This is a genomic window from Avibacterium endocarditidis (assembly GCF_965138825.1).
Lineage (GTDB): Bacteria > Pseudomonadota > Gammaproteobacteria > Enterobacterales > Pasteurellaceae > Avibacterium > Avibacterium endocarditidis.
On sequence record NZ_CBCSDH010000008.1, the window covers coordinates 55,930 to 76,546 of the forward strand.

Annotated in this window: 15 protein-coding genes and 4 tRNA genes; 11 read left to right on the forward strand and 8 right to left on the reverse strand. The window is 42.7% G+C overall.

The features are described 5' to 3' along the window. Positions 1-45: 45 nt before the first annotated feature. Together ACNAV8_RS06265 and ACNAV8_RS06270 are read left to right on the forward strand one after the other, a co-directional pair. Positions 46-1,701, forward strand: a complete 1,656-nt coding sequence (locus tag ACNAV8_RS06265) for an ABC transporter permease (protein ID WP_103855520.1) — start codon at positions 46-48, stop codon at positions 1,699-1,701. 2 nt (positions 1,702-1,703) lie between these two features. Further along, complete coding sequence (locus ACNAV8_RS06270) at positions 1,704-2,729, forward strand: ABC transporter ATP-binding protein (protein ID WP_415777399.1); 1,026 nt, start codon at positions 1,704-1,706, stop codon at positions 2,727-2,729. Between the two features lie 74 nt (positions 2,730-2,803). On the opposite strand, the gene ACNAV8_RS06275 is transcribed toward ACNAV8_RS06270, so the two are convergent. Then, positions 2,804-2,879: transfer RNA gene (locus ACNAV8_RS06275), tRNA-Ala, on the reverse strand. A gap of 94 nt (positions 2,880-2,973) precedes the next feature. Further along, positions 2,974-4,416 (reverse strand): glutamate--tRNA ligase, encoded by a 1,443-nt coding sequence (gltX, locus tag ACNAV8_RS06280; RefSeq protein WP_415777400.1) that lies wholly within the window; start codon positions 4,414-4,416, stop codon positions 2,974-2,976. A gap of 176 nt (positions 4,417-4,592) precedes the next feature. Here gltX and ACNAV8_RS06285 point away from each other — a divergent pair. The 3 genes from ACNAV8_RS06285 (at position 4,593) to ACNAV8_RS06295 (ending at position 4,928) form a co-directional block, all read left to right on the forward strand. Next, positions 4,593-4,668, forward strand: a tRNA-Val gene (locus tag ACNAV8_RS06285). 40 nt (positions 4,669-4,708) lie between these two features. Continuing rightward, a tRNA-Val gene (locus ACNAV8_RS06290) sits at positions 4,709-4,784 on the forward strand. Between the two features lie 68 nt (positions 4,785-4,852). Then, positions 4,853-4,928: transfer RNA gene (locus tag ACNAV8_RS06295), tRNA-Val, on the forward strand. Between the two features lie 152 nt (positions 4,929-5,080). On the opposite strand, the gene mreD is transcribed toward ACNAV8_RS06295, so the two are convergent. The 4 genes from mreD to uvrA all read right to left on the reverse strand — a co-directional run bounded on the left by mreD (position 5,081) and on the right by uvrA (position 10,709). Beyond that, complete coding sequence (gene mreD, locus ACNAV8_RS06300) at positions 5,081-5,569, reverse strand: rod shape-determining protein MreD (protein WP_103855256.1); 489 nt, start codon at positions 5,567-5,569, stop codon at positions 5,081-5,083. After that, complete coding sequence (gene mreC, locus ACNAV8_RS06305) at positions 5,569-6,615, reverse strand: rod shape-determining protein MreC (RefSeq protein ID WP_415777401.1); 1,047 nt, start codon at positions 6,613-6,615, stop codon at positions 5,569-5,571. The genes mreD and mreC overlap by 1 nt, the downstream gene beginning before the upstream one ends. 70 nt (positions 6,616-6,685) lie before the next feature. After that, the gene (locus ACNAV8_RS06310; protein WP_103854180.1) at positions 6,686-7,732 is read right to left on the reverse strand and encodes a rod shape-determining protein; all 1,047 of its coding nucleotides are present in this window, start codon (positions 7,730-7,732) and stop codon (positions 6,686-6,688) included. A 148-nt stretch (positions 7,733-7,880) separates the two neighbouring features. Next, a complete protein-coding gene (gene uvrA, locus ACNAV8_RS06315) occupies positions 7,881-10,709 on the reverse strand; it encodes an excinuclease ABC subunit UvrA (RefSeq protein ID WP_415777402.1) in 2,829 nt (942 codons plus the stop codon). A 171-nt stretch (positions 10,710-10,880) separates the two neighbouring features. On the opposite strand from uvrA, the gene ssb reads away from it, so the two are divergent. The 5 genes from ssb (at position 10,881) to ACNAV8_RS06340 (ending at position 16,183) form a co-directional block, all read left to right on the forward strand. After that, a complete protein-coding gene (ssb, locus tag ACNAV8_RS06320; RefSeq protein ID WP_103855258.1) occupies positions 10,881-11,417 on the forward strand; it encodes a single-stranded DNA-binding protein in 537 nt (178 codons plus the stop codon). A 334-nt stretch (positions 11,418-11,751) separates the two neighbouring features. After that, entirely contained in the window at positions 11,752-13,623 is a 1,872-nt protein-coding gene (locus tag ACNAV8_RS06325; protein WP_103855259.1) for a PTS mannitol transporter subunit IICBA, read from the forward strand. Positions 13,624-13,690: 67 nt separating this feature from the next. After that, on the forward strand, positions 13,691-14,845 hold the full coding sequence (locus ACNAV8_RS06330) for a mannitol-1-phosphate 5-dehydrogenase (protein WP_103855260.1): 1,155 nt from the start codon (positions 13,691-13,693) through the stop codon (positions 14,843-14,845). Positions 14,846-14,890: 45 nt separating this feature from the next. Beyond that, positions 14,891-15,400: an MltR family transcriptional regulator gene (locus ACNAV8_RS06335; protein WP_103855261.1), complete on the forward strand. Its 510-nt coding sequence runs from the start codon at positions 14,891-14,893 to the stop codon at positions 15,398-15,400. 129 nt (positions 15,401-15,529) lie between these two features. Then, entirely contained in the window at positions 15,530-16,183 is a 654-nt protein-coding gene (locus ACNAV8_RS06340) for an IS1595 family transposase (RefSeq protein WP_415777404.1), read from the forward strand. A 191-nt stretch (positions 16,184-16,374) separates the two neighbouring features. On the opposite strand, the gene ACNAV8_RS06345 is transcribed toward ACNAV8_RS06340, so the two are convergent. Together ACNAV8_RS06345 and ACNAV8_RS06350 are read right to left on the reverse strand one after the other, a co-directional pair. Next, positions 16,375-17,112 (reverse strand): ADP-ribosylglycohydrolase family protein, encoded by a 738-nt coding sequence (locus ACNAV8_RS06345; RefSeq protein ID WP_219827889.1) that lies wholly within the window; start codon positions 17,110-17,112, stop codon positions 16,375-16,377. A gap of 33 nt (positions 17,113-17,145) precedes the next feature. Then, positions 17,146-17,583, reverse strand: a complete 438-nt coding sequence (locus ACNAV8_RS06350; RefSeq protein WP_103855262.1) for a GNAT family N-acetyltransferase — start codon at positions 17,581-17,583, stop codon at positions 17,146-17,148. A gap of 158 nt (positions 17,584-17,741) precedes the next feature. On the opposite strand from ACNAV8_RS06350, the gene polA reads away from it, so the two are divergent. After that, on the forward strand, positions 17,742-20,603 hold the full coding sequence (gene polA / locus ACNAV8_RS06355) for a DNA polymerase I (protein WP_415777405.1): 2,862 nt from the start codon (positions 17,742-17,744) through the stop codon (positions 20,601-20,603). The last annotated feature ends 14 nt before the right edge of the window (positions 20,604-20,617 follow it).

Consider the following 20,617-nt stretch of genomic DNA (forward strand, 5'->3'; position numbering starts at 1 on the left):
ATGCTAGCCTATACCCATCAGGGATAGGCTAGTTTTATTTTGATTATGGATAATTCCGCAAAACATAAAAATTTTTTCGCAAAAAGCACCGCACTTATCGCATTATTGGCGGTATTGGGGTTCTTCTTGCTGCCGATTATCGCCTTGTTGTTTTCGGCGTTTGAAGGCTCGTTGCACAGTTTGCAACATTTATGGCAAACGGTGTTTACCGACTATTTATTCAATTCTCTAAGCTTGGTATTCGGCACAACTGCGCTCAGTTTATGCTTTGCCTTGCCCTGCGCATTTTTGGTGTCGCGTTATCATTTTGTTGGCAAAACGCTGTTGCAATGGTTACTTTGCCTGCCCCTTGCCATTCCTGCGTATTTATCTGCCTATCTTTACACGGATTTTTTAGACTATCCCGGCATCGTGCAACAAAGTTTACGCACTTGGTTTGATTGGCAAAGCAAGCAAGATTATTGGTTTCCTTCCATTCGCAGTCTAGGCGGCGCTTGCTTTATTTTGGCGCTGTCGTTGTATCCTTATATTTTCTTATTAGTCAGAATGGCGTTGATGGAGCAAGGCGACAATTTACAGCAAAGCGCAAAACTGTTGGGCGCAAGCCGCTGGCGTGTGTTTTACAAAATTACCTTTGCCCTTATCCGACCAGCTATTGCGGTGGGTTGTGCTTTGGTGGCAATGGAAACCTTGGGCGATTTTGGCACGGTAGCGTTTTTTGCCATTCCTTCACTCACTACGGCGATTTACGACACTTGGCTTGGCTTTGGCGATTTGCAAGCCGCAGCGCAGATTTCTCTGTTTATGCTCGGGTTGTTAGTGCTATTTATCAGCATTGAGCGTTATGCACGCCGCCAGCAGCGCTATTATCAACGTTCAGGACAGCGTCCTGCGCAAACCCAACGGCTCAATGGACTAGGCTGGGGATTATTGTTATTCAGCACACTGTTAATTATTCTTGCATTTTTTATCCCGCTCTTTCAGCTGAGTTATTGGTCAATTATCTATTTTGAACAAGCGTGGACAGCAGATTTCTGGCAATATAGCCAAAACAGCTTGCTAGTTTCTGGGCTAGCAATGATCATCTGCGTATGCTTAGCGTTATTAATGCACTTTTGGGCAAGGTTACGCCCAACACCTTTGGCAAAAATAGCCGTGCGCTTTTCTGCGCTAGGTTACGCTATTCCCGGAACAGTTCTGGCAATCGGCTTGTTAATTCCTTTTACCTTTGCCGATCATCAACTTAACCGCTTGTTAAAATGGCTTGATTTGCCAATGCTGGGCTTGGTGTTTTCAGGCTCAATTTTCGCCTTGGTGTCCGCTTATGTGATCCGCTTTTCAGCAATGGCTTTGGGTAGCTTAGAAACTAGCTTGAGCCAAATTCCGCCGTCTTTAGATATGGCAGGCAGAATGTTAGGCTATAAATCTGGGGGAATTTGGCGCAAAATCCACTTACCCCTAATGCGCAAAGGCATTTTCACTGCATTATTGCTGGTTTTTATTGAAAGTATGAAAGAACTCAATGCGTCTTTATTGTTGCGTCCGTTTAATTTTGATACGCTCGCCACCCACGTTTTCACCTTTACTTCAGATGAACAGCTTGAACGCGCCGCTTTGCCCGCCTTAGTGCTTATTTTAGTGGGGATTATTCCCGTGTTGATTTTAACTCGTTCTTTACTGCAATCAGGGAAAAAAGCTTAATAATGAATACCTTAGATATTACCCATTTAACCTGCTGCTATAACAATCAGCCCATTTTGCAAGATCTTAATTTATCCATAGAAAATGATGATATTGTGTGTTTGCTCGGTGCAAGTGGCTGCGGAAAAACCACCTTGCTCAAAGCCGTTGCAGGATTAATTCCGCTAAGTGCAGGTAATATTCGTTTGCAAGACAAAGAAATCCAACATCTTGAGGCGAATGAGCGAGAAATAGGGCTGATCTTTCAAGATTATGCGCTTTTCCCCCATTTAACCGTGGCGGAAAATATTCTATTTGGTTTGCATCAAATAAATAAAAGCGAGCAAACAAAAACCTTACAAAAAATGACCGCACTTGTGCATTTACAAGGGTTGGAAAAACGCTATCCCCACGAGCTTTCGGGCGGCCAGCAACAGCGCGTTGCCATTGCCCGCGCGCTAGCTTGTCAGCCCAAATTATTATTGCTTGATGAACCTTTTTCTAACATTGATAGCCAAGTTCGCCATCAAATGATCGAAGAAATTCGCCATATTCTAAAACAACAGCATATTCCCGCCATTTTCGTTACCCATAGCAAAGAAGAAGCCTTTCTCTTTGCGGATAAATTAGCGGTAATGAACCAAGGGAAAATCTGCCAAATCGGCGCGCCAAGCGCGGTTTACCAACAGCCAAACTGCCCTTTTGTCGCCAACTTTTTGGGGGAAATGAATTATCTGCCTTGCCAGCCTATTGATGATCAGCATTGCCAATCGATACTTGGCGTGCATTTGTGTTCCACCCATCAATCACAACAAGCACCGAGTTATCTCGCAATCCGCCCCGAACAACTACAATTATGCGTGCCAGATGCCCCAATACAAGCCAATGGCATTATTCGCCAACAACGTTTTCTAGGCGCTTATTATAAATATCAAGTGGAAATGACTGGCTTAGAACTCATCATTACAAGCAAACAATCTTTGCCCCTAGGTGCGAGGGTTCAAGTATTATATGAGAAAGAAAGTGGGGTAATCTTTGCTGAAAAATAATGCGTTGAAAATTGGAATGTTATATAGGCTATAAAAAGTAAAAGCCTTGAAATTTCTTTCAAGGCTTTAAAATCTGGTGGAGATAATCGGGATCGAACCGACGACCTCTTGAATGCCATTCAAGCGCTCTCCCAACTGAGCTATATCCCCGTAAATGTGTCGCTTATAATAATTAGCAGAATGAATGCTGTCAATATTAAATTCACTGCATTCATTCGCTAGATTAAATATTAAGCGCTTTATATTAGGCGTTTTGTGCCTTGATAAAATCAATCGCTTTTTGAATGCGGGCGAGGGAGCGCTCGCGCCCGATGCCAACTAGGGTAACGTCCATTGATGGAGATTGCCCTGCGCCTGTTACCGCAACACGCAATGGCATACCTACTTTGCCCATTCCTACGCCGAGTTCTTCTGCTGTTTGTTCAATAGCTTGGTGAATTGGCTCAGCCGCCCATTGAGAAAGTGCGGTCAATTTTTCTTTGACTTTTTCAAGTGCTTCAACCGCTCCAGATTTAAAGTGTTTTTTCACCGCACTTTCGTCAAAATGATCAAAATCTTCAAAAAAGTAACGGCTTGCAGTTGCCATTTCTTTTAACGTCTTACAGCGTTCACCAAGCATTACAACAATCTCGCTTAATGCTGGCCCATTGCTAGTGTCAATGCCTTGGTGCTGATAATGCCAGGCAAGGTGTTTAGCCACATATTCAGGCGGTAATTCACGAATATAATGATGGTTTAACCATAACAATTTTTCTGTGTTAAATGCGCTGGCAGATTTGCTTACCTGAGTTAATTCAAACAACTTGATCATTTCTTCTACGGAGAAAATCTCTTGATCGCCGTGTCCCCAACCTAAGCGTACTAAATAGTTGAGCAAGGCTTCAGGGAGAAAGCCATCATCGCGATATTGCATTACGCTCACTGCACCGTGGCGTTTAGACAATTTCTGTCCGTCATCACCTAGGATCATTGAAACGTGTGCATAAGTCGGAATTGGCGCATTTAACGCCTTCAAAATATTAATTTGACGAGGAGTATTATTGATATGATCTTCACCGCGTACAACGTGCGTAATGCCCATATCCCAGTCGTCAATCACTACGCAGAAGTTATATGTTGGTGAACCATCAGTACGGCGAATAATTAAATCATCAAGCTCGCTGTTGCTGATCTCAATGCGTCCACGCACGGCATCATCAAATACCACGGAACCTTCTTGTGGGTTTTTGAAACGCACAACGTGAGGAGCATCTGGATTCTCAGGCGCGTGATGTAAGCAATAACCATCATAACGTGGTTTTTCTTTATTTTTTTCTTGCTCATTGCGTAAATTTTCTAAACGCTCTTTGGAGCAATAACAACGATAAGCCAAGCCCTGTTCAAGCATTTGATCAATTACTTGATTATAACGATCAAAACGTTTCGTTTGGTAATAAGGGCCGTGATCCCAAGCTAAGTTAAGCCATTCCATTCCTTCTAAAATCGCTTGCGTGGCTTCTGGCGTAGAACGTTCTAAATCAGTATCTTCAATGCGTAATACAAATTCACCTTGGTTATGTTTTGCAAATAGCCAAGAATATAATGCGGTTCTTGCACCGCCAACGTGCAAATAGCCTGTTGGGCTAGGCGCAAAGCGAGTACGAACTTTCACGGACGGATCTAAATTAAATAGCGGTTCTGCTTTCATTTTATTTATAACCTTTGTTTACAGTAAAATTAAATCGGCGGTATTGTACTATGAGTTCATCTAATTCACGATAAAAAAAGCAAGTTTATGTTTATTTTTACAACACTTAAACAAAAATATGCAAAAACTTATTGACTGTGTTTTGAGAACACTTATAATGCCAACCCACAACACAAGGGCGATTAGCTCAGTTGGGAGAGCACCTCCCTTACAAGGAGGGGGTCACTGGTTCGAGACCGGTATCGCCCACCACTTTTTTTAAGGACTTGTGTTGTAATGCTTAAACTAACGTGGGCGATTAGCTCAGTTGGGAGAGCACCTCCCTTACAAGGAGGGGGTCACTGGTTCGAGACCGGTATCGCCCACCACTCTAGTTTAAGTTCCCAGTTTAACTTTTCACAAAGTTAAATCCGATAGCTAGAAATAGCATTCTGTCGGGCGATTAGCTCAGTTGGGAGAGCACCTCCCTTACAAGGAGGGGGTCACTGGTTCGAGACCGGTATCGCCCACCACTCTTTTTCTTTTATAACTCTATTACATCTGAAAACTTTACTGGTTTTTGTTATATTTCTTATTCAACAATAAAAATCTCTTTCAATTTAATTTACTAATTAAGTTTATCCAATTAAAAGAGATCTAAATTATTTCTAATTCATTAGCAGTATTATCCAATATGGAATTGCTTTGCTACTTTTCTCAATAACAAGAATATCCAAGGCCATAATACGCCAGTGGTAATTGCGCCAAAAATCTCTTGCCAATTAAAGACTGCACTATGCAAGAATAGCTCAACAATAAAAATTCCTATTCTTACACCAAAAACAGCGAGAATAACAAATATTCCTTGCATCCATAAAGATAAATTCCGGATTAATACGCTATTCACTGCAAGCAAATAAGCAAAAACAGAAAGCACTAACGCGTGGATTCCCAAGGTTGAACCGAGTACAAGATCCCAAGCAATTCCCATAAGAAATGCTGTACCGACACTAATTTTTGAAGGCATTGCTAAGATCCAATAAGTTAAGACCAGCAATAACCACGCAGGCTTGAAATTATGCAGGCTAGTTGGCCAAGGTGCAATTTCTAACACCATTGCAATTAAAAAGGTGGATACAATAAACAATAATTGTAAAACAGCACGACCTCGCATTAATCTTCCTCTCGATAATGTTGCAATTCAGGATCAACAGGTTCAGAAGGCATTTCCATTTGTTCCGTATGAATCTCCTCTAAAGTTGGAGTTGATGATTTTTCTTCTGGCTCTTCCGCTGTCATAGACGGTTGCACAATTTCTTGCTTTTTCTGAGTTTCAAGACGCTGACGAACGGCTTTGCGCACATCTTCTGGCGTACTAGAATTTACTTTACGCATATCTTCATTGGTTGGCCATAAAAGTAAGACATAACGTAAACGCTCAATCGATGCGAGTGGTTTTGCCGTGATAGTGGCGAAATAATTTTTTCCATCGCGCGATACATTTTCCACAATAGCCACAGGATACCCCTCGAGGAAACGTCCACCTAACCCTGATGTAACCAATAAATCCCCTTTCACAATATCCACTGATCGTGGCACGTTGTCTAGGGTGAGTTCATCACTGTGTCCTGTACCACTGGCGATCACACGCACATCATTACGCAATACTTGCACAGGAATGGAATGGGTAACGTCCGTTAGTAACAGCACGCGACTGGTGTTGCTTCCTACAGAAATAATCTGCCCTACTACGCCTTTTTCATCAATAACTGGTTGCCCCACATAAGCACCGTCATTTTCCCCTTGGTTAATGACCACTTGCTGGCGATAAACATCAGTTTCTGCGGTTAAAACCTCAGCGATTTTTTTGTATTCATCGGTGCGCAATGGCGAATTTAGCAATAAACGTAAGCGTTGGTTTTCTACTTTTAGTTGATCCAATAACAGTAAGTCGGCATTTTTTTCGCGCAGTTGTTCTCTTAGGACTTTGTTTTCGATTTGTAATTTGTTGGTATCAACAAGATTGTAGGACACACCATCTAATACGGTTCTTGGGGTGTTGGCAAGATAATAAACGCCACCAATTGCTGTTTCCATTATGCTACGTGCTTTTATCATTGTGTTGGTTTGCCCATCAAATAAAATCAGCACAATAGAAGCAATCACGGCAAAAATTAAACGAATGCCAAGGTAGGGAGCTTTTCCAAAGATCGGTTTCATTAATATGGCTCAGAAAGAAGTGCGGTCAAATTTTTAGCATTTTTTGACCGCACTTTTATAACATTGCAAATTAAATATCGTCGCTGAAAATATCAGCACCGTGCATATCTAATGCTTCGCCACCACCACGAGCAACACAGGTCAGTGGATCATCAGCAACAATCACAGGCACGCCAGTTTCTTTCGATAATAAAATATCAATATTACGCAATAACGCACCACCACCTGTTAGCACGATACCGCGTTCAAAAATATCCGCAGCGTGTTCTGGTTGACATTCTTCAAGCGCAGTACGCACAGCAGTAACAATACCGTTTAATGGCTGTTGGATAGCTTCCAACACATCGCGTGAATTTAAGGTAAAGGTTCTTGGCGCACCTTCTGCAAGGTTGTGTCCGTGAACTTCTAGCTCTTTAATTTCATCACCTTCTTGAATATAGGCTGTACCAATTTCTTCTTTGATGCGCTCTGCGGTTGGTTCGCCAATGATAGAACCAAAAGTACGGCGTACATAGGCGATAATGGCTTCATCAAAACGGTCGCCACCAATGCGCACAGAAGAAGAATAAACGATGCCGTTTAAAGAAATCACCGCGACTTCCGTTGTACCGCCACCAATATCAATCACCATTGATCCTGTTGCTGTGGAAACAGGCAATTTAGCCCCGATTGCCGCAGCCATCGGCTCTTCAATTAAGTACACTTCGCGCGCGCCTGCACCTAAGGCAGATTCTTTAATCGCACGGCGTTCCACTTGGGTTGCGCCTGCTGGTACACAGACTAAAACTCGCGGGCTTGGGCGCATAAAGTTGCCGCTATGTACTTGTTTAATGAAGTATTGCAACATTTTTTCGGTTACCGAGAAATCCGCGATAACGCCATCTTTCATTGGGCGAATGGCTAAAATGCTTTTCGGTGTACGGCCGAGCATTAATTTTGCTTCTTTCCCTACTGCCGCAATGCTTTTCATCGATCCTGCACGGCCTTGACGAATTGCCACCACAGAAGGTTCATTTAGCACGATTCCTTGCCCTTTCACATAAATTAATGTGTTCGCTGTACCTAAATCAATAGAAAGATCGTTTGAGAATAAACCACGAATTTTTTTAAATAACATAAGAATTCCGTTAAAGTAACTGTATAAAAAACACTCACGCGTAAGTGTGAGAAAAATTGCGCTAAATGTATCAAAAAATCAGCATTGATAACAGCTATTTTTATCAAATAGCTGGAAAAAATTAGCGAACTTTCGTTTCCTTACATTTTTACTTCGCAAGGATTTGCTTAAGAAAGCGTGCGGTGTGTGATCCTTTCACTTTTGCCACCTGCTCTGGTGTACCTGTGGCAATGATCTCACCACCGCCACTTCCCCCTTCAGGGCCAAGATCTACAATCCAATCTGCGGTTTTAATCACATCTAAATTATGCTCAATTACCACAATGGTGTTGCCTTGATCACGCAAGCGGTGCAGCACTTCAAGGAGCTGTTTAATGTCCGCAAAATGCAAACCTGTTGTTGGTTCATCAAGGATATATAAGGTTTTGCCCGTATCTCGTTTTGATAATTCCGTGGCTAATTTCACCCGTTGCGCTTCACCGCCAGATAGGGTGGTGGAAGATTGCCCTAGACGAATATAGGATAGCCCTACGTCCATCAAGGTTTGCAATTTGCGCGCAATTTGTGGAATGGCATCGAAAAATTCTCGCGCTTCTTCCACCGTCATATCCAACACTTGATTAATGGTTTTGCCTTTGTAGCGAATTTCCAAAGTTTCACGATTGTAGCGTTTGCCTTTACATTGATCGCAAGGAACATACACATCAGGTAAAAAGTGCATTTCTACTTTGATCACCCCGTCCCCTTGGCAGGCTTCGCAACGTCCGCCACGCACGTTGAAACTAAAGCGTCCGGGATTATAGCCACGCGCACGGGATTCTGGCACCCCTGCGAATAATTCGCGAATTGGCGTGAATAATCCTGTGTAAGTAGCAGGATTAGAGCGTGGCGTGCGTCCAATTGGGCTTTGATCAATATCGATCACTTTGTCAAAAAATTCTAATCCTTGAATGGATTTATACGGTACGGCTTGCGCATTTTCCGCGCGGTTTAAAGCACTTTGCGCCAGTGGAAATAGGGTATCGTTAATCAGCGTAGATTTGCCTGACCCTGAAACCCCTGTAACACAAGTAAACAAGCCCACAGGGATTTCTAAATTGACATTTTTCAGATTATTGCCCGCAGCGCCTTTGAGTTTTAAGATTTTTTCTTTATCAAGTGCGGTGCGTTTTTTTGGAATTTCTATTTTTTCTTTGCCTGATAAGAATTTCCCCGTCAGTGAGTTTGGATTTAGCATAATTTCTTGCGCTGTACCTTGAGCCACCACGCTGCCGCCGTGCACGCCAGCACCCGGGCCAATATCAATAATATGATCTGCCGCTAGAATAGCATCTTCATCGTGTTCCACCACAATCACCGTGTTACCTAAATTTCTTAGGTGAATCAAGGTGTTAAGTAAGCGTTCATTATCTCGTTGATGCAAGCCAATGGAAGGCTCATCAAGCACATACATCACGCCAACCAAGCCCGCACCAATTTGGCTAGCTAGACGAATACGTTGCGCTTCACCACCAGAAAGGGTTTCTGCAGAACGAGAAAGAGAAAGATAATTCAGCCCCACATTGACCAAAAATTGCAAGCGCTCTTTGATTTCTTTGAGAATTTTATCGGCAATTTGCGCGCGCTGTCCGCTTAGGGTAAGGCTATCCACAAAATTAAAGGCTTCACCAATGCTTTTTTCGGAAACCTCAGGCAGATTTGTTTCGCCAATAAAAACATTACGAGCTTCAGGGCGCAAACGCGAACCACCGCAATCTTTACAAGGACGCGTGCTGATATTTTTCGCCAATTCTTCACGCACAGACATTGATTCTGTTTCTTTATAACGGCGCGCCATATTATTGAGAATACCTTCAAAACTATGACGGCGTAGCACCACATCGCCACGGTCATTCATATATTGGAATTCAATTTCTTCTTTGCCTGAACCGTGCAAAATAATGTGTTGAATTTTTTTAGGTAAATCTTCAAACGGGCTTTCCACGTCAAAACCATAATGTTTGGCGAGAGAAGTCAGCATCTGGTAATAATAGAAATTACGCCGATCCCAACCTTTAATCGCACCACCTGCTAAGGAAATGCTTGGATTTTGCACCACGCGTTTTTCATCAAAATATTGCTGAACCCCCAAGCCATCACAAGTCGGGCAAGCCCCCGCAGGATTATTAAAGGAAAATAAACGAGGCTCAAGTTCTGGTACAGAATAGCCACAATGCGGACAAGCAAAGTTTGCGGAAAACAGCAATTCTTCCGCTTTCGGATCGTCCATATTCGCCGCCACTGCCGTGCCGCCAGAAAGTTCTAACGCAGTTTCAAAGGATTCCGCTAAGCGGGTTGCCAAATCTGGACGAACTTTAAAGCGATCCACCACCACTTCAATGGTGTGCTTTTTCTGTAATTCTAATTTTGGTGGATCAGAAAGATCGCAAATTTCCCCATCAATTCTGGCGCGGATATAACCTTGCGCGGCAATATGTTCTAAAATTTTAATATGTTCCCCTTTGCGATCTTTCACCACCGGGGCAAGCAACATCATTCGGCTTTCTTCCGGCAATGCCAGCACCTTATCCACCATCTGGCTAATCGTTTGCGCCGCTAACGGAATATGATGATTTGGGCAACGTGGTTCGCCCACACGAGCAAATAGCAAACGCAAATAATCGTGGATTTCCGTGATCGTCCCCACCGTAGAACGCGGATTATGCGAGGTGGATTTTTGTTCAATGGAAATCGCAGGGGATAGCCCTTCAATATGATCCACATCGGGCTTTTCCATTAACGATAAAAACTGACGCGCATATGCTGAAAGGGATTCCACATAACGGCGCTGTCCTTCGGCATAAAGGGTATCAAAGGCCAGTGAAGATTTCCCTGAGCCAGAAAGCCCGGTAATCACAATTAATTTATCCCGCGGAATCGTCAGATTAATATTTTTTAAATTATGGGTTCTCGCCCCACGTACTTCTATTTTTTCCATAATCTTTTTGTCTGTTCAAGCAATTTAAGGTTATTTTACGATCATTATCGCATAATCTGAAATAACTGTGCAAATATCCAGTTAATTTGTCTGGAATTAATAGCTTTTTCTCTTTTTTTAGGGCAAAATAACGAAAATTTTTATCGCACTTAACATCAGACAGAGGAATTTATGGCTGGAGTAAACAAAGTTATTATCGTAGGAAACCTAGGAAACGATCCTGAAATTCGCACAATGCCAAACGGCGAAGCCGTGGCGAACATTAGCGTAGCAACCAGTGAAAGCTGGATGGATAAAAACACCGGTGAACGCCGTGAGATCACCGAATGGCATCGCATTGTGTTCTATCGCCGTCAAGCTGAAATTGTGGGGGAATATTTGCGCAAAGGCTCAAAAGTTTATGTTGAAGGGCGTTTAAGAACGCGCAAATGGCAAGATCAAAATGGCCAAGATCGCTACACTACAGAAATCCAAGGTGATGTGCTACAAATGCTAGACAGCCGCGCAGAACGTGGTCAAGGCGGCTATGCACCACAGGGTGGAGGATATGCCCAACAAGGTGGTGGCTATGCAAGCTCACAAGGGGGAAATCAATATGCTCAACCTGCACAACCAACATACCAAGCATCAAAAGCAGCGCCACAGCCAATACCAGCTCCACAGCCAGTGATTGATGATGTGCCATTAGATGATGATATTCCTTTCTAATTCATTCCAAACTGCTTGGTGGGCACCAAGCAGTTTTTGTTTTTCTTTGTAAAATCTCAATATCCCTTTTTACCTATTTTATTTCTCAATATAACATTGATGAAATAAATCCTTCTCTACACTTTCTACAATCAATTTATGTGATATAGATCACATAAAATTCTACCTCAATAAAATTATGTGATCTTCATCACATTTTACTTTTGTGCAGCCAAAAATATCTTGTGATCTACTTCACATTTTTAAACTTAAAAATTTTGGCTTTGATTTTGCCTTTGCTATGCTTTCGTTCATTAAATGGACACAACTCACTTCACAATTAATGAGGTTAATTATGTTATCTGCAAATGCAAAGCTTAAGGTTCAAAGTTTTGGACGCTTTTTATCGAATATGGTAATGCCAAATATTGGGGCATTTATTGCGTGGGGATTTATCACCGCACTTTTCATTCCAACGGGCTGGGTGCCGAATGAAACCTTGGCGAAACTCGTTGGTCCGATGATCACCTATTTATTGCCATTATTAATTGGTTATACTGGGGGGAAATTAGTCGGTGGCGATCGTGGTGCGGTTGTGGGTGCGATTACCACGGCTGGGGTGATTATTGGGACAGATATTCCAATGTTCCTTGGTGCAATGATTGCAGGGCCAACAGGTGGTTGGGCGATTAAACACTTTGACCGTTGGGCTGATGGTAAAATCAAAAGCGGTTTTGAAATGCTGGTGAATAACTTTTCATCAGGCATTATCGGAATGTTGCTTGCTATTTTATTCTTCTTAGTGGTAGGCCCTGCGGTAAAAGTGCTTTCCACAACCTTGGCTGCAGGGGTAGATGTATTAGTACAAGCGCATTTGTTGCCACTCACTTCTATTTTTGTTGAGCCTGCGAAAATCCTTTTCTTAAATAATGCGATTAACCACGGAATTTTCTCACCACTAGGTATTCAACAATCACAAGAACTTGGTCAATCTATTTTCTTCTTGATTGAAGCAAACCCAGGCCCAGGTTTAGGGGTATTATTAGCCTATATTTTATTTGGTAAAGGTTCAGCGAAACAAACCGCAGGTGGGGCGGCTGTGATCCACTTCTTCGGTGGGATTCACGAAATTTATTTCCCTTATGTGTTAATGAATCCACGTCTATTAATCGCGGTTATCGCAGGAGGAATGACAGGCGTATTTACCTTGGTGTTATTTAATGCAGGGCTTATTGCACCAGCTTCACCGGGTTCGATTATTGCTGTATTGGCGATGACTCCTGCCCATTCTATCTTTGGCGTACTTTGTTCCGTGGCATTAGCGACCTTGGTTTCTTTCCTTATTGCCGCGTTCTTCTTAAAAATTCAAAAAGAAGACACATCAGATAAATTAGAAGAAGCGCAAGCAGCATCAAAAGCAATGAAAGGTGGTGTGGCAAAACCAGTAACTGACTACAAAGGCTTGCAAAAAATCTTTGTATCTTGCGATGCAGGAATGGGATCAAGTGCGATGGGTGCAAGTATGCTACGCAAAAAAGTGAAAGATGCAGGCTTGCCAATTGAGGTGGCGAACTGTGCAATCAATGACTTGCCAGATAATGCAAGATTAGTGATCACGCATCAAGACTTAACTTTACGCGCACAAAAACAAGTGCCAAATGCAATGCATCTTTCTTTAACCAATTTCTTAGATAATAAATTCTATGATAATTTGGTGAATGAATTAAAAGCACATTTCGCAGAAGCAGCCGCAAAATCGGCAGACAGCGTAGAAGTGGCAGAAATGGACGGTGCAACCTTCAACCTAAGTGCGGATCAAATTTTCTTAGGATTGAAAGCAGAAAATAAACAAGATGCCATTCGTTTTGCTGGTGAACAATTAGTGAAAGCAGGTTTCGTGTTGCCAAGTTATGTGGACGCAATGTTTGAACGCGAAGAATTAGTTTCCACTTACCTAGGCGAAGGCTTAGCCGTGCCACACGGTACGGTTGATGCAAAAGATGCCGTATTGAAAACAGGTATCGTAGTATGTCAATATTCTGAAGGCGTACGCTTTACTGAGGAAGAAGACGGCGTAGCCAAATTAGTGATTGGTATCGCCGCGCGCAATAATGAACATATTCAAGTGCTAACTGCTATCACTAACGCCTTAGACAGCGAAGAAGCGATTGCAACACTGACCACCACAAATAATGTGGAAGAGGTGTTAGCCTTACTTAAATCTTAAAGTGCGGTCAAAAATGGCATCGTTTTTGCGATGCCATTTCTCATTATTGATGTTATTGGAGAAAAAAATGAAAGCATTACATTTTGGGGCAGGAAATATCGGACGAGGTTTCATCGGAAAATTGCTCGCAGACAGTGGTATTGAAGTGATTTTTGCCGATGTGAATGATGATGTTATTCGATTATTACAAGAACAAAAAAGCTACAACGTAAAAGTGGTGGGGGAAACGGTTAATCGAATTGAGCAGGTGTCTAATGTAACAGGCGTTAATTCAAAAGATGAAAATGCTCTGATTGACTTATTTAAACAAGTGGATTTAGTCACCACTGCCGTTGGGCCAAATGTACTAAAAATTATTGCTAGCACCATTGCCAAAGGCTTGGTGGCACGTCTTGAAGCAGGCAACAAACAGCCACTCAATATCATTGCGTGCGAAAATATGGTGCGTGGGACAACCTTCTTAAAAGAGCAGGTTTTTCAATATTTAGATGAAAAACAGCAGCAACAAGTGGACGCATTGGTTGGCTTTGTGGATAGCGCGGTGGATCGCATTGTGCCACCAGTACAGATTGATCCGCAAGATCCCCTTTTGGTTACCGTGGAAGAATTTAGCGAATGGATTGTGGATAAAACTCAGTTCAAAGGGCCAATCCCAAAAATTGCGGGAATGGAACAAACGGATAATCTGATGGCGTTTGTAGAACGTAAATTGTTTACGCTAAATACGGGCCACGCGGTAACGGCATATTACGGCAAATTAAAAGGCTACCAATTTGTCAAAGAAAGCATTGAAGATCCGCAAGTGCGTGCTTTTGTTAAAGCGGTAATGGAAGAAAGTGGTGCAGTTCTGATTAAACGTTACGGATTTGATCCACAAGCACACGCCGCTTATATTGAAAAAATCTTGGCTCGATTTGCTAATCCTTATTTAGTTGATGATGTAGATCGTGTAGGACGTGAGCCTTTGCGTAAACTCAGTTATAATGATCGCCTAATCAAACCATTACATGGAACGCTAGAATATCAACTGCCACATCAACATTTAGAACAAGCTGTGGCAACCGCACTGTGCTATCGCAATGAAAATGATCCGCAGGCGCAAGAACTAGCGCAATCCTTAACGCAAAATGGTGTGATTAATACGCTAGAAAAATATACGGAATTGCAAGATAAGACAGTGATTGAGCAAATTGCTCAAGCCTATCAACAACTTGCAGCGTAAAAGTGAACAGCAGTATCTTTATTCACCCTATTTAGGAAGGCATCATTGGACGATCCTATTTACGAAAAACTCAGTGAAGCCACGTCTATTCGTGGCTTTATTACCGCCAGTGTCGCATTATTTGATGACGCTGTGGACAGCCTTATCAATCGTGTTTTCCGCAAAACGGATTTTGCGGTGAAATCCGTGGTGGACTCGTTATTTATGACGTCAGGACCACTTTTTGATCTCGCCATTCGCCTGAAAGTGTTATTGGGGCTTGGTGTGATCGATCATCACGTTTTTGAAGATCTTAATGCCTTCATCAAATTCAAAGAAAAGCTCAATAATGATGAAAAAGAATACCGCTTTTTTGATCCGCTAGTGATTGAATTTATGCAAGGTTTACATTTACAGCAAGACAAAACTCTGCTGAATTTTCCCGAAGACAAAGAAGATCTCGATTCTCTTAGCTACCAAATTAAAATGCAACGCAAAGAAAAGTTGGTGCGTTCTTGTTTAATGCTCACCATTAATGAAATTTACGAACAGTTGCAGGTGGAAAGCCCGTTGTAAAAACTTGGCCAAAAAGCACCGCACTTGTTTATTTTTAAATCAGGGGTTGCACTAAGTACTAGCCCAAACTCTCCTTAACTAATTATTTAAGGGGCTGTATTAGATTAGCAGTTATGTTAGTCTATAAAAATGAAGATAACTCTTTGTAAACTCAAGAAATCTATACAGAAAAAACTGCTCGAATTTTTTGTACTTGAAGTAACAGCCCGTTCAGCGGCAAATTTATTAGAAATTAACCCTAATTCAGCTGCCTTATTTTATCGCAAAATCAGGGAGGTGATTAGCTACCATTTAGCTCAATATGTCAATGAAATTTTTGCTGGTGAAATTGAACTAGATGAAAGTTATTTTGGTGGTAAAAGAAAAGGAAAACGGGGGCGAGGCGCGAAGGGTAAAACAGCTGTTTTTGGTATGTTAAAGCAAGAAGGAAAAGTTTATACCGTTGTCGTTGAAAATACCAAGACAGATACCTTACTCCCTGTTATTAAAAGGAAAATTATGCCTGATAGCATTGTTTACACCGATTATTATCACTGTTACGACGTGCTAGATGTGAGCGAGTTTAAGCATTTCAGAATTAATCATTCAACCCATTTTGCCGAAGCCAAAAATCACATTAATGGGATCGAAAATTTCTGGAATCAAGCTAAAAGAGTGCTCAGAAAATATAACGGAATTGATAAAAAATCCTTTCCGTTATTCTTGAAAGAATGTGAATTTCGGTTTAACTGTGGGACACCAAAAGAACAGCTAAAAATTCTGCGACTTTGGTGTGGAATTTAGGGCTTATCTAATACAGCCCCTTATTTAAAAATGGAAATTTTAGCTAGCTATCTAGTACAGCCCTTAATTTTTTGAACTCGGACTAACAAGTTGCTCAGCTAATTCTAACGCATCAACTGGCCAAAAACATTTAGGGCGTGGTCGTTTTATAGAAGGAAGATCTATAGAAGGGCGACAGTTTAAAATCGCTGTTAGCCATTGTTCAGGAATGGCCTTAATGCCATAAACTGCTCCCAGGCGTGTTGCAACTGCCATAGCATATTGTGAAAGGCAATGATCACCCAACCCTGTTGAGTAATGTAATCTTTTGGTGGGGCAATCTCTGATTCTTCAATAGCTTGGAGTAATAAATCGTCGACTGCCAACGCCTGAGCCCAATGTTTGATTTTAATAAACAACGTCTTAGCATCGGTGTTTTGATTAATGGCTTCGGCGATAGCCCTAGCCATTAGCGCATTTGCTTGCAAGCAAACAGGATTCGGATGAGTCAGTTGAGCATCTTGTATTGCCCAATTTTCCACGGTTGCTAGTGGATAATTTGTCCCCAAAATACCTAAAGGACTAATGCGCATCAAAGCACCATTGGCTTGACTATTTGGATTTTTTCTCCCTAACAGCGCAGAAGCAATGGTCACTCCACAATCAAATGGTTGCGAATTAAGCCAAAACAGATTAGCATTTTGCATCGCTTTCGCATTATAAGTACTTGTTTTCACTAAGTAGCGTGCTAGCAATAAAGCCATTTCAGAATCATCTTTCGGTTGACCTGGAATGGTATCCCAAGTGCCGCCATCTTCTAATTTACGGACACCGTTAGGATATTTTTTGTGAATCATTTGTGGCGGTAAAAATTCTACCAAACTATCCAGTGCATCACCTACCAGCTGTCCTAATAAACAGCCTTGTGCGCGTTGGATTTTTTCTTGCATTGTTGCTTAATCTCTCAAACCAAAATTCAAGTGTTATTTTTTCATAATTAAAATCGGATACGGATTCCCTTGTTCGTCCAACTCGTGACGTTCTACTGTCTGAAAGCCCATATTCTGGTAAAAGCCCACGGTTTGTGGGTTTTGTTCATTGACGGTTAGGCTGTTCACACCAAATTCTTCAATGCTGTGCAGTAATAAGGCCTTGCCGATGCCTTTGCCGCGCTGTTCTGGGGCGATGAAGAGCATTTCTAATTTTGTGCCGTTGATGCCCATAAACCCCACGATTTCACCGTCTTTTTCCGCCAGTAATAAATGCTCCACGCCTTTGAGGGCTTCTGGCACATAGGGACGGATGGCAGTGATTTCTTCTTTAGATAAGAAATGATGAGTGGCTTCCACACTGGCTTGCCAGAGATTAAGCAAGTGGTCTAAGGGCAAGGTTTCGCGGTCTGTTACGGAGATGATATTCATAGTTTGTGTTTCACTTTTCTGCGTTCAGTAAATTAATTCGGGCGATTATAATGAGGTGCGTTGTGCATTGTCAGCTTATTCTTGCAAAATTTTTCAAAATCCCACCGCACTTTCCGCTATAATATCCCCCATTTTTCATCACTGTTATTGAGAATTTTATGGCTAAAATTGCAGAAAATCCACTTGTGTTAGTTGACGGATCGTCTTATTTGTATCGTGCGTTTCACGCGTTTCCACCGCTCACCAACTCCCTTGGCGAGCCAACGGGGGCGATGTATGGCGTGTTGAATATGCTGAAAAGTTTGATTGCGCAGGTGCAGCCGAGCCATATTGCGGTGGTGTTTGATGCTAAAGGGAAAACTTTCCGTGATGAATTATTTGAGCAATATAAATCGCACCGTCCGCCAATGCCAGATGATTTGCGCAAGCAAATTCAGCCCTTGCACGCCATTATCAAAGCCCTTGGCATTCCACTTTTATCCATTGAAGGGGTGGAAGCGGACGATGTTATCGGCACGCTTGCGGTGCAGGCTTCTCAGGCAGGCAAAAAAGTGTTGATTAGCACGGGCGATAAGGATATGGCGCAGTTGGTGGACGATAACATTATGCTCATCAACACAATGAATAATAGCCTGCTGGATCGCGAGGGCGTGATTGAAAAATATGGCATTCCGCCTGAATTGATTATTGATTATTTGGCCTTAATGGGCGACAGTGCGGACAATATCCCCGGTGTGGCTGGTGTGGGCGAAAAAACTGCGCTTGGGCTTTTGCAAGGCATTGGCAGTATGGCTGAGATTTATGCCAATTTGGAAAAAGTGGCGGAGCTACCCATTCGTGGTGCGAAGAAATTAGGCGAAAAATTGCTTGCCGCCAAAGCTGATGCAGATTTGTCTTACATTCTTGCGACCATCAAAACCGATGTGCCGTTAGCGGTGAAACCAGAAGAACTCACACTTGGGCAAAATCAGCGTGATGAATTGGTGGAATATTTCGCGCGCTATGAGTTTAAGCGTTGGCTGAATGAAGTGATGGACGGCGAAAGCGGTTTAACTAAAGGGGATTTGCAAAGCGCCAAATTTGCAACGCCAACAGCACAAGAAAATGTAGCAAAAAGTACGGTGAAAAATTCGGTAAAAATCGACCGCACTCTGTATGAAACCGTGGATAGCCAAGCCAAGCTTGATGAATGGCTGAATAAAATTCAGCACGCCAAACTCATTGCGGTGGATACGGAAACTGATAATTTAGACGTAATGCAAGCCAACTTGGTGGGCATTTCTTTTGCTTTAGAAAATGGCGAAGCCTGCTATATCCCCCTTGATCATTTGCACGAAGTGGCGCGTGAAAGTCAATCACAAGGGGATTTATTCGGCAGCGCAGACGCAACCGAAACCTATTTTGAACGTGTGCCGAGCCAGTTAGACAAGCAGCAATGTTTAGCGGCGCTCAAGCCTTTATTGGAAAATCCGCAGATTGAAAAAGTGGGACAAAATATCAAATACGATCTCACCGTGTTCGCCAATCACGGCATTGTGCTGCAAGGCGTGCGTTTCGACACAATGTTGGAATCCTATGTGCTAAACAGCACAGGGCGACACAATATGGACGAGCTTGCCAAACGCCATTTGGATCATCAAACCATTGAATTTGAAGCCATTGCCGGCAAGGGCAAAAAGCAGCTCACTTTTGATAAAATTGCTATCGAACAAGCCAGTGAATATGCCGCGGAAGATGCGGACATCACGATGAAATTGCACCAAACCCTATGGCCAGAATTGGCGCAAACGGAAAGTTTGGTGAAGTTATTTGATGACATCGAAATGCCGTTAGTGGGCGTGTTATCACGCATTGAACGTAACGGCGTGTTGGTGGACAGCCAAACCTTGCTCGCACAATCGCAAGAAATTAGCGAAAAATTGACCGCACTTGAAAGCCAAGTGCATCAGGCGGCGGGAGAAAATTTCAACCTTGCGTCCACCAAACAATTACAAGAAATCCTGTTTGAAAAGCTCGGTTTGCCGATTATCGCCAAAACCCCAAAAGGCGCGCCTTCCACCAATGAAGAAGTGTTGGAAGAGCTGGCGCAGCAAGGGCATATTGTGCCGAAATTGCTTATTGAACACCGTGGTTTAGCGAAGTTAAAATCCACTTATACGGACAAACTTCCGCTGATGATTAATCCACGCACGGGGCGGATTCACACCTCTTATCATCAAGCGGTAACAGCAACGGGGCGACTTTCGTCTAGCGATCCAAACTTGCAGAATATCCCTATTCGTAATGAAGAGGGACGCCGCATTCGCCAAGCCTTTATTGCGCGCGAAGGGTATAAAATTATCGCGGCGGATTATTCTCAAATCGAACTGCGCATAATGGCGCATTTATCGCAAGATCAAGGCTTGATTAGTGCATTCCAGCAAGGCAAGGATATTCACCGTTCCACCGCGGCAGAAATTTTTGGCGTGCCACTTGATGAGGTTACCAGCGAACAACGCCGCAGTGCGAAAGCCATTAACTTTGGGCTTATTTATGGAATGAGCGCGTTTGGGCTTTCTCGTCAGCTTGGCATTCCCCGTGGTGATGCGCAAAAATATATGGATTTGTATTTCCAACGCTACCCCAGTGTGCAAACCTTTATGACTGATATTCGCGAAAAAGCCAAACAGCAAGGCTATGTGGAAACCTTGTTCGGACGCCGTTTGTATCTACCTGAGATTCAATCGAGCAACGCAATGCGCAGAAAAGGTGCAGAGCGTGTTGCGATCAACGCCCCAATGCAGGGCACGGCGGCAGATATTATTAAACGTGCGATGATCGCCATTGACAGCGCCATTGCGCAAGATCCGAATATCGCAATGATTATGCAGGTTCACGATGAATTGGTGTTTGAAGTGAACGCAGCGCAGATTGCTCATTACAGCGATCTCATTCAATCTTTAATGGAAAATGCCGCGGAGCTTGTGGTGCCGCTGATTGTGGACGTGGGCGTGGGCAATAACTGGGACGAAGCCCATTAATTCGCGTTGATAAG

Excerpts from the sequence above, each read along its gene's own strand:
- ACNAV8_RS06265 (WP_103855520.1), top strand. The coding sequence starts at position 46 with ATGGATAATTCCGCAAAACATAAAAATTTTTTCGCAAAAAGCACCGCA.
- ACNAV8_RS06270 (WP_415777399.1), top strand. The coding sequence starts at position 1,704 with ATGAATACCTTAGATATTACCCATTTAACCTGCTGCTATAACAATCAG.
- gltX (WP_415777400.1), bottom strand. The coding sequence starts at position 4,416 with ATGAAAGCAGAACCGCTATTTAATTTAGATCCGTCCGTGAAAGTTCGT.
- mreD (WP_103855256.1), bottom strand. The coding sequence starts at position 5,569 with ATGCGAGGTCGTGCTGTTTTACAATTATTGTTTATTGTATCCACCTTT.
- mreC (WP_415777401.1), bottom strand. The coding sequence starts at position 6,615 with ATGAAACCGATCTTTGGAAAAGCTCCCTACCTTGGCATTCGTTTAATT.
- ACNAV8_RS06310 (WP_103854180.1), bottom strand. The coding sequence starts at position 7,732 with ATGTTATTTAAAAAAATTCGTGGTTTATTCTCAAACGATCTTTCTATT.
- uvrA (WP_415777402.1), bottom strand. The coding sequence starts at position 10,709 with ATGGAAAAAATAGAAGTACGTGGGGCGAGAACCCATAATTTAAAAAAT.
- ssb (WP_103855258.1), top strand. The coding sequence starts at position 10,881 with ATGGCTGGAGTAAACAAAGTTATTATCGTAGGAAACCTAGGAAACGAT.
- ACNAV8_RS06325 (WP_103855259.1), top strand. The coding sequence starts at position 11,752 with ATGTTATCTGCAAATGCAAAGCTTAAGGTTCAAAGTTTTGGACGCTTT.
- ACNAV8_RS06330 (WP_103855260.1), top strand. The coding sequence starts at position 13,691 with ATGAAAGCATTACATTTTGGGGCAGGAAATATCGGACGAGGTTTCATC.
- ACNAV8_RS06340 (WP_415777404.1), top strand. The coding sequence starts at position 15,530 with ATGAAGATAACTCTTTGTAAACTCAAGAAATCTATACAGAAAAAACTG.
- ACNAV8_RS06345 (WP_219827889.1), bottom strand. The coding sequence starts at position 17,112 with ATGCAAGAAAAAATCCAACGCGCACAAGGCTGTTTATTAGGACAGCTG.
- ACNAV8_RS06350 (WP_103855262.1), bottom strand. The coding sequence starts at position 17,583 with ATGAATATCATCTCCGTAACAGACCGCGAAACCTTGCCCTTAGACCAC.
- polA (WP_415777405.1), top strand. The coding sequence starts at position 17,742 with ATGGCTAAAATTGCAGAAAATCCACTTGTGTTAGTTGACGGATCGTCT.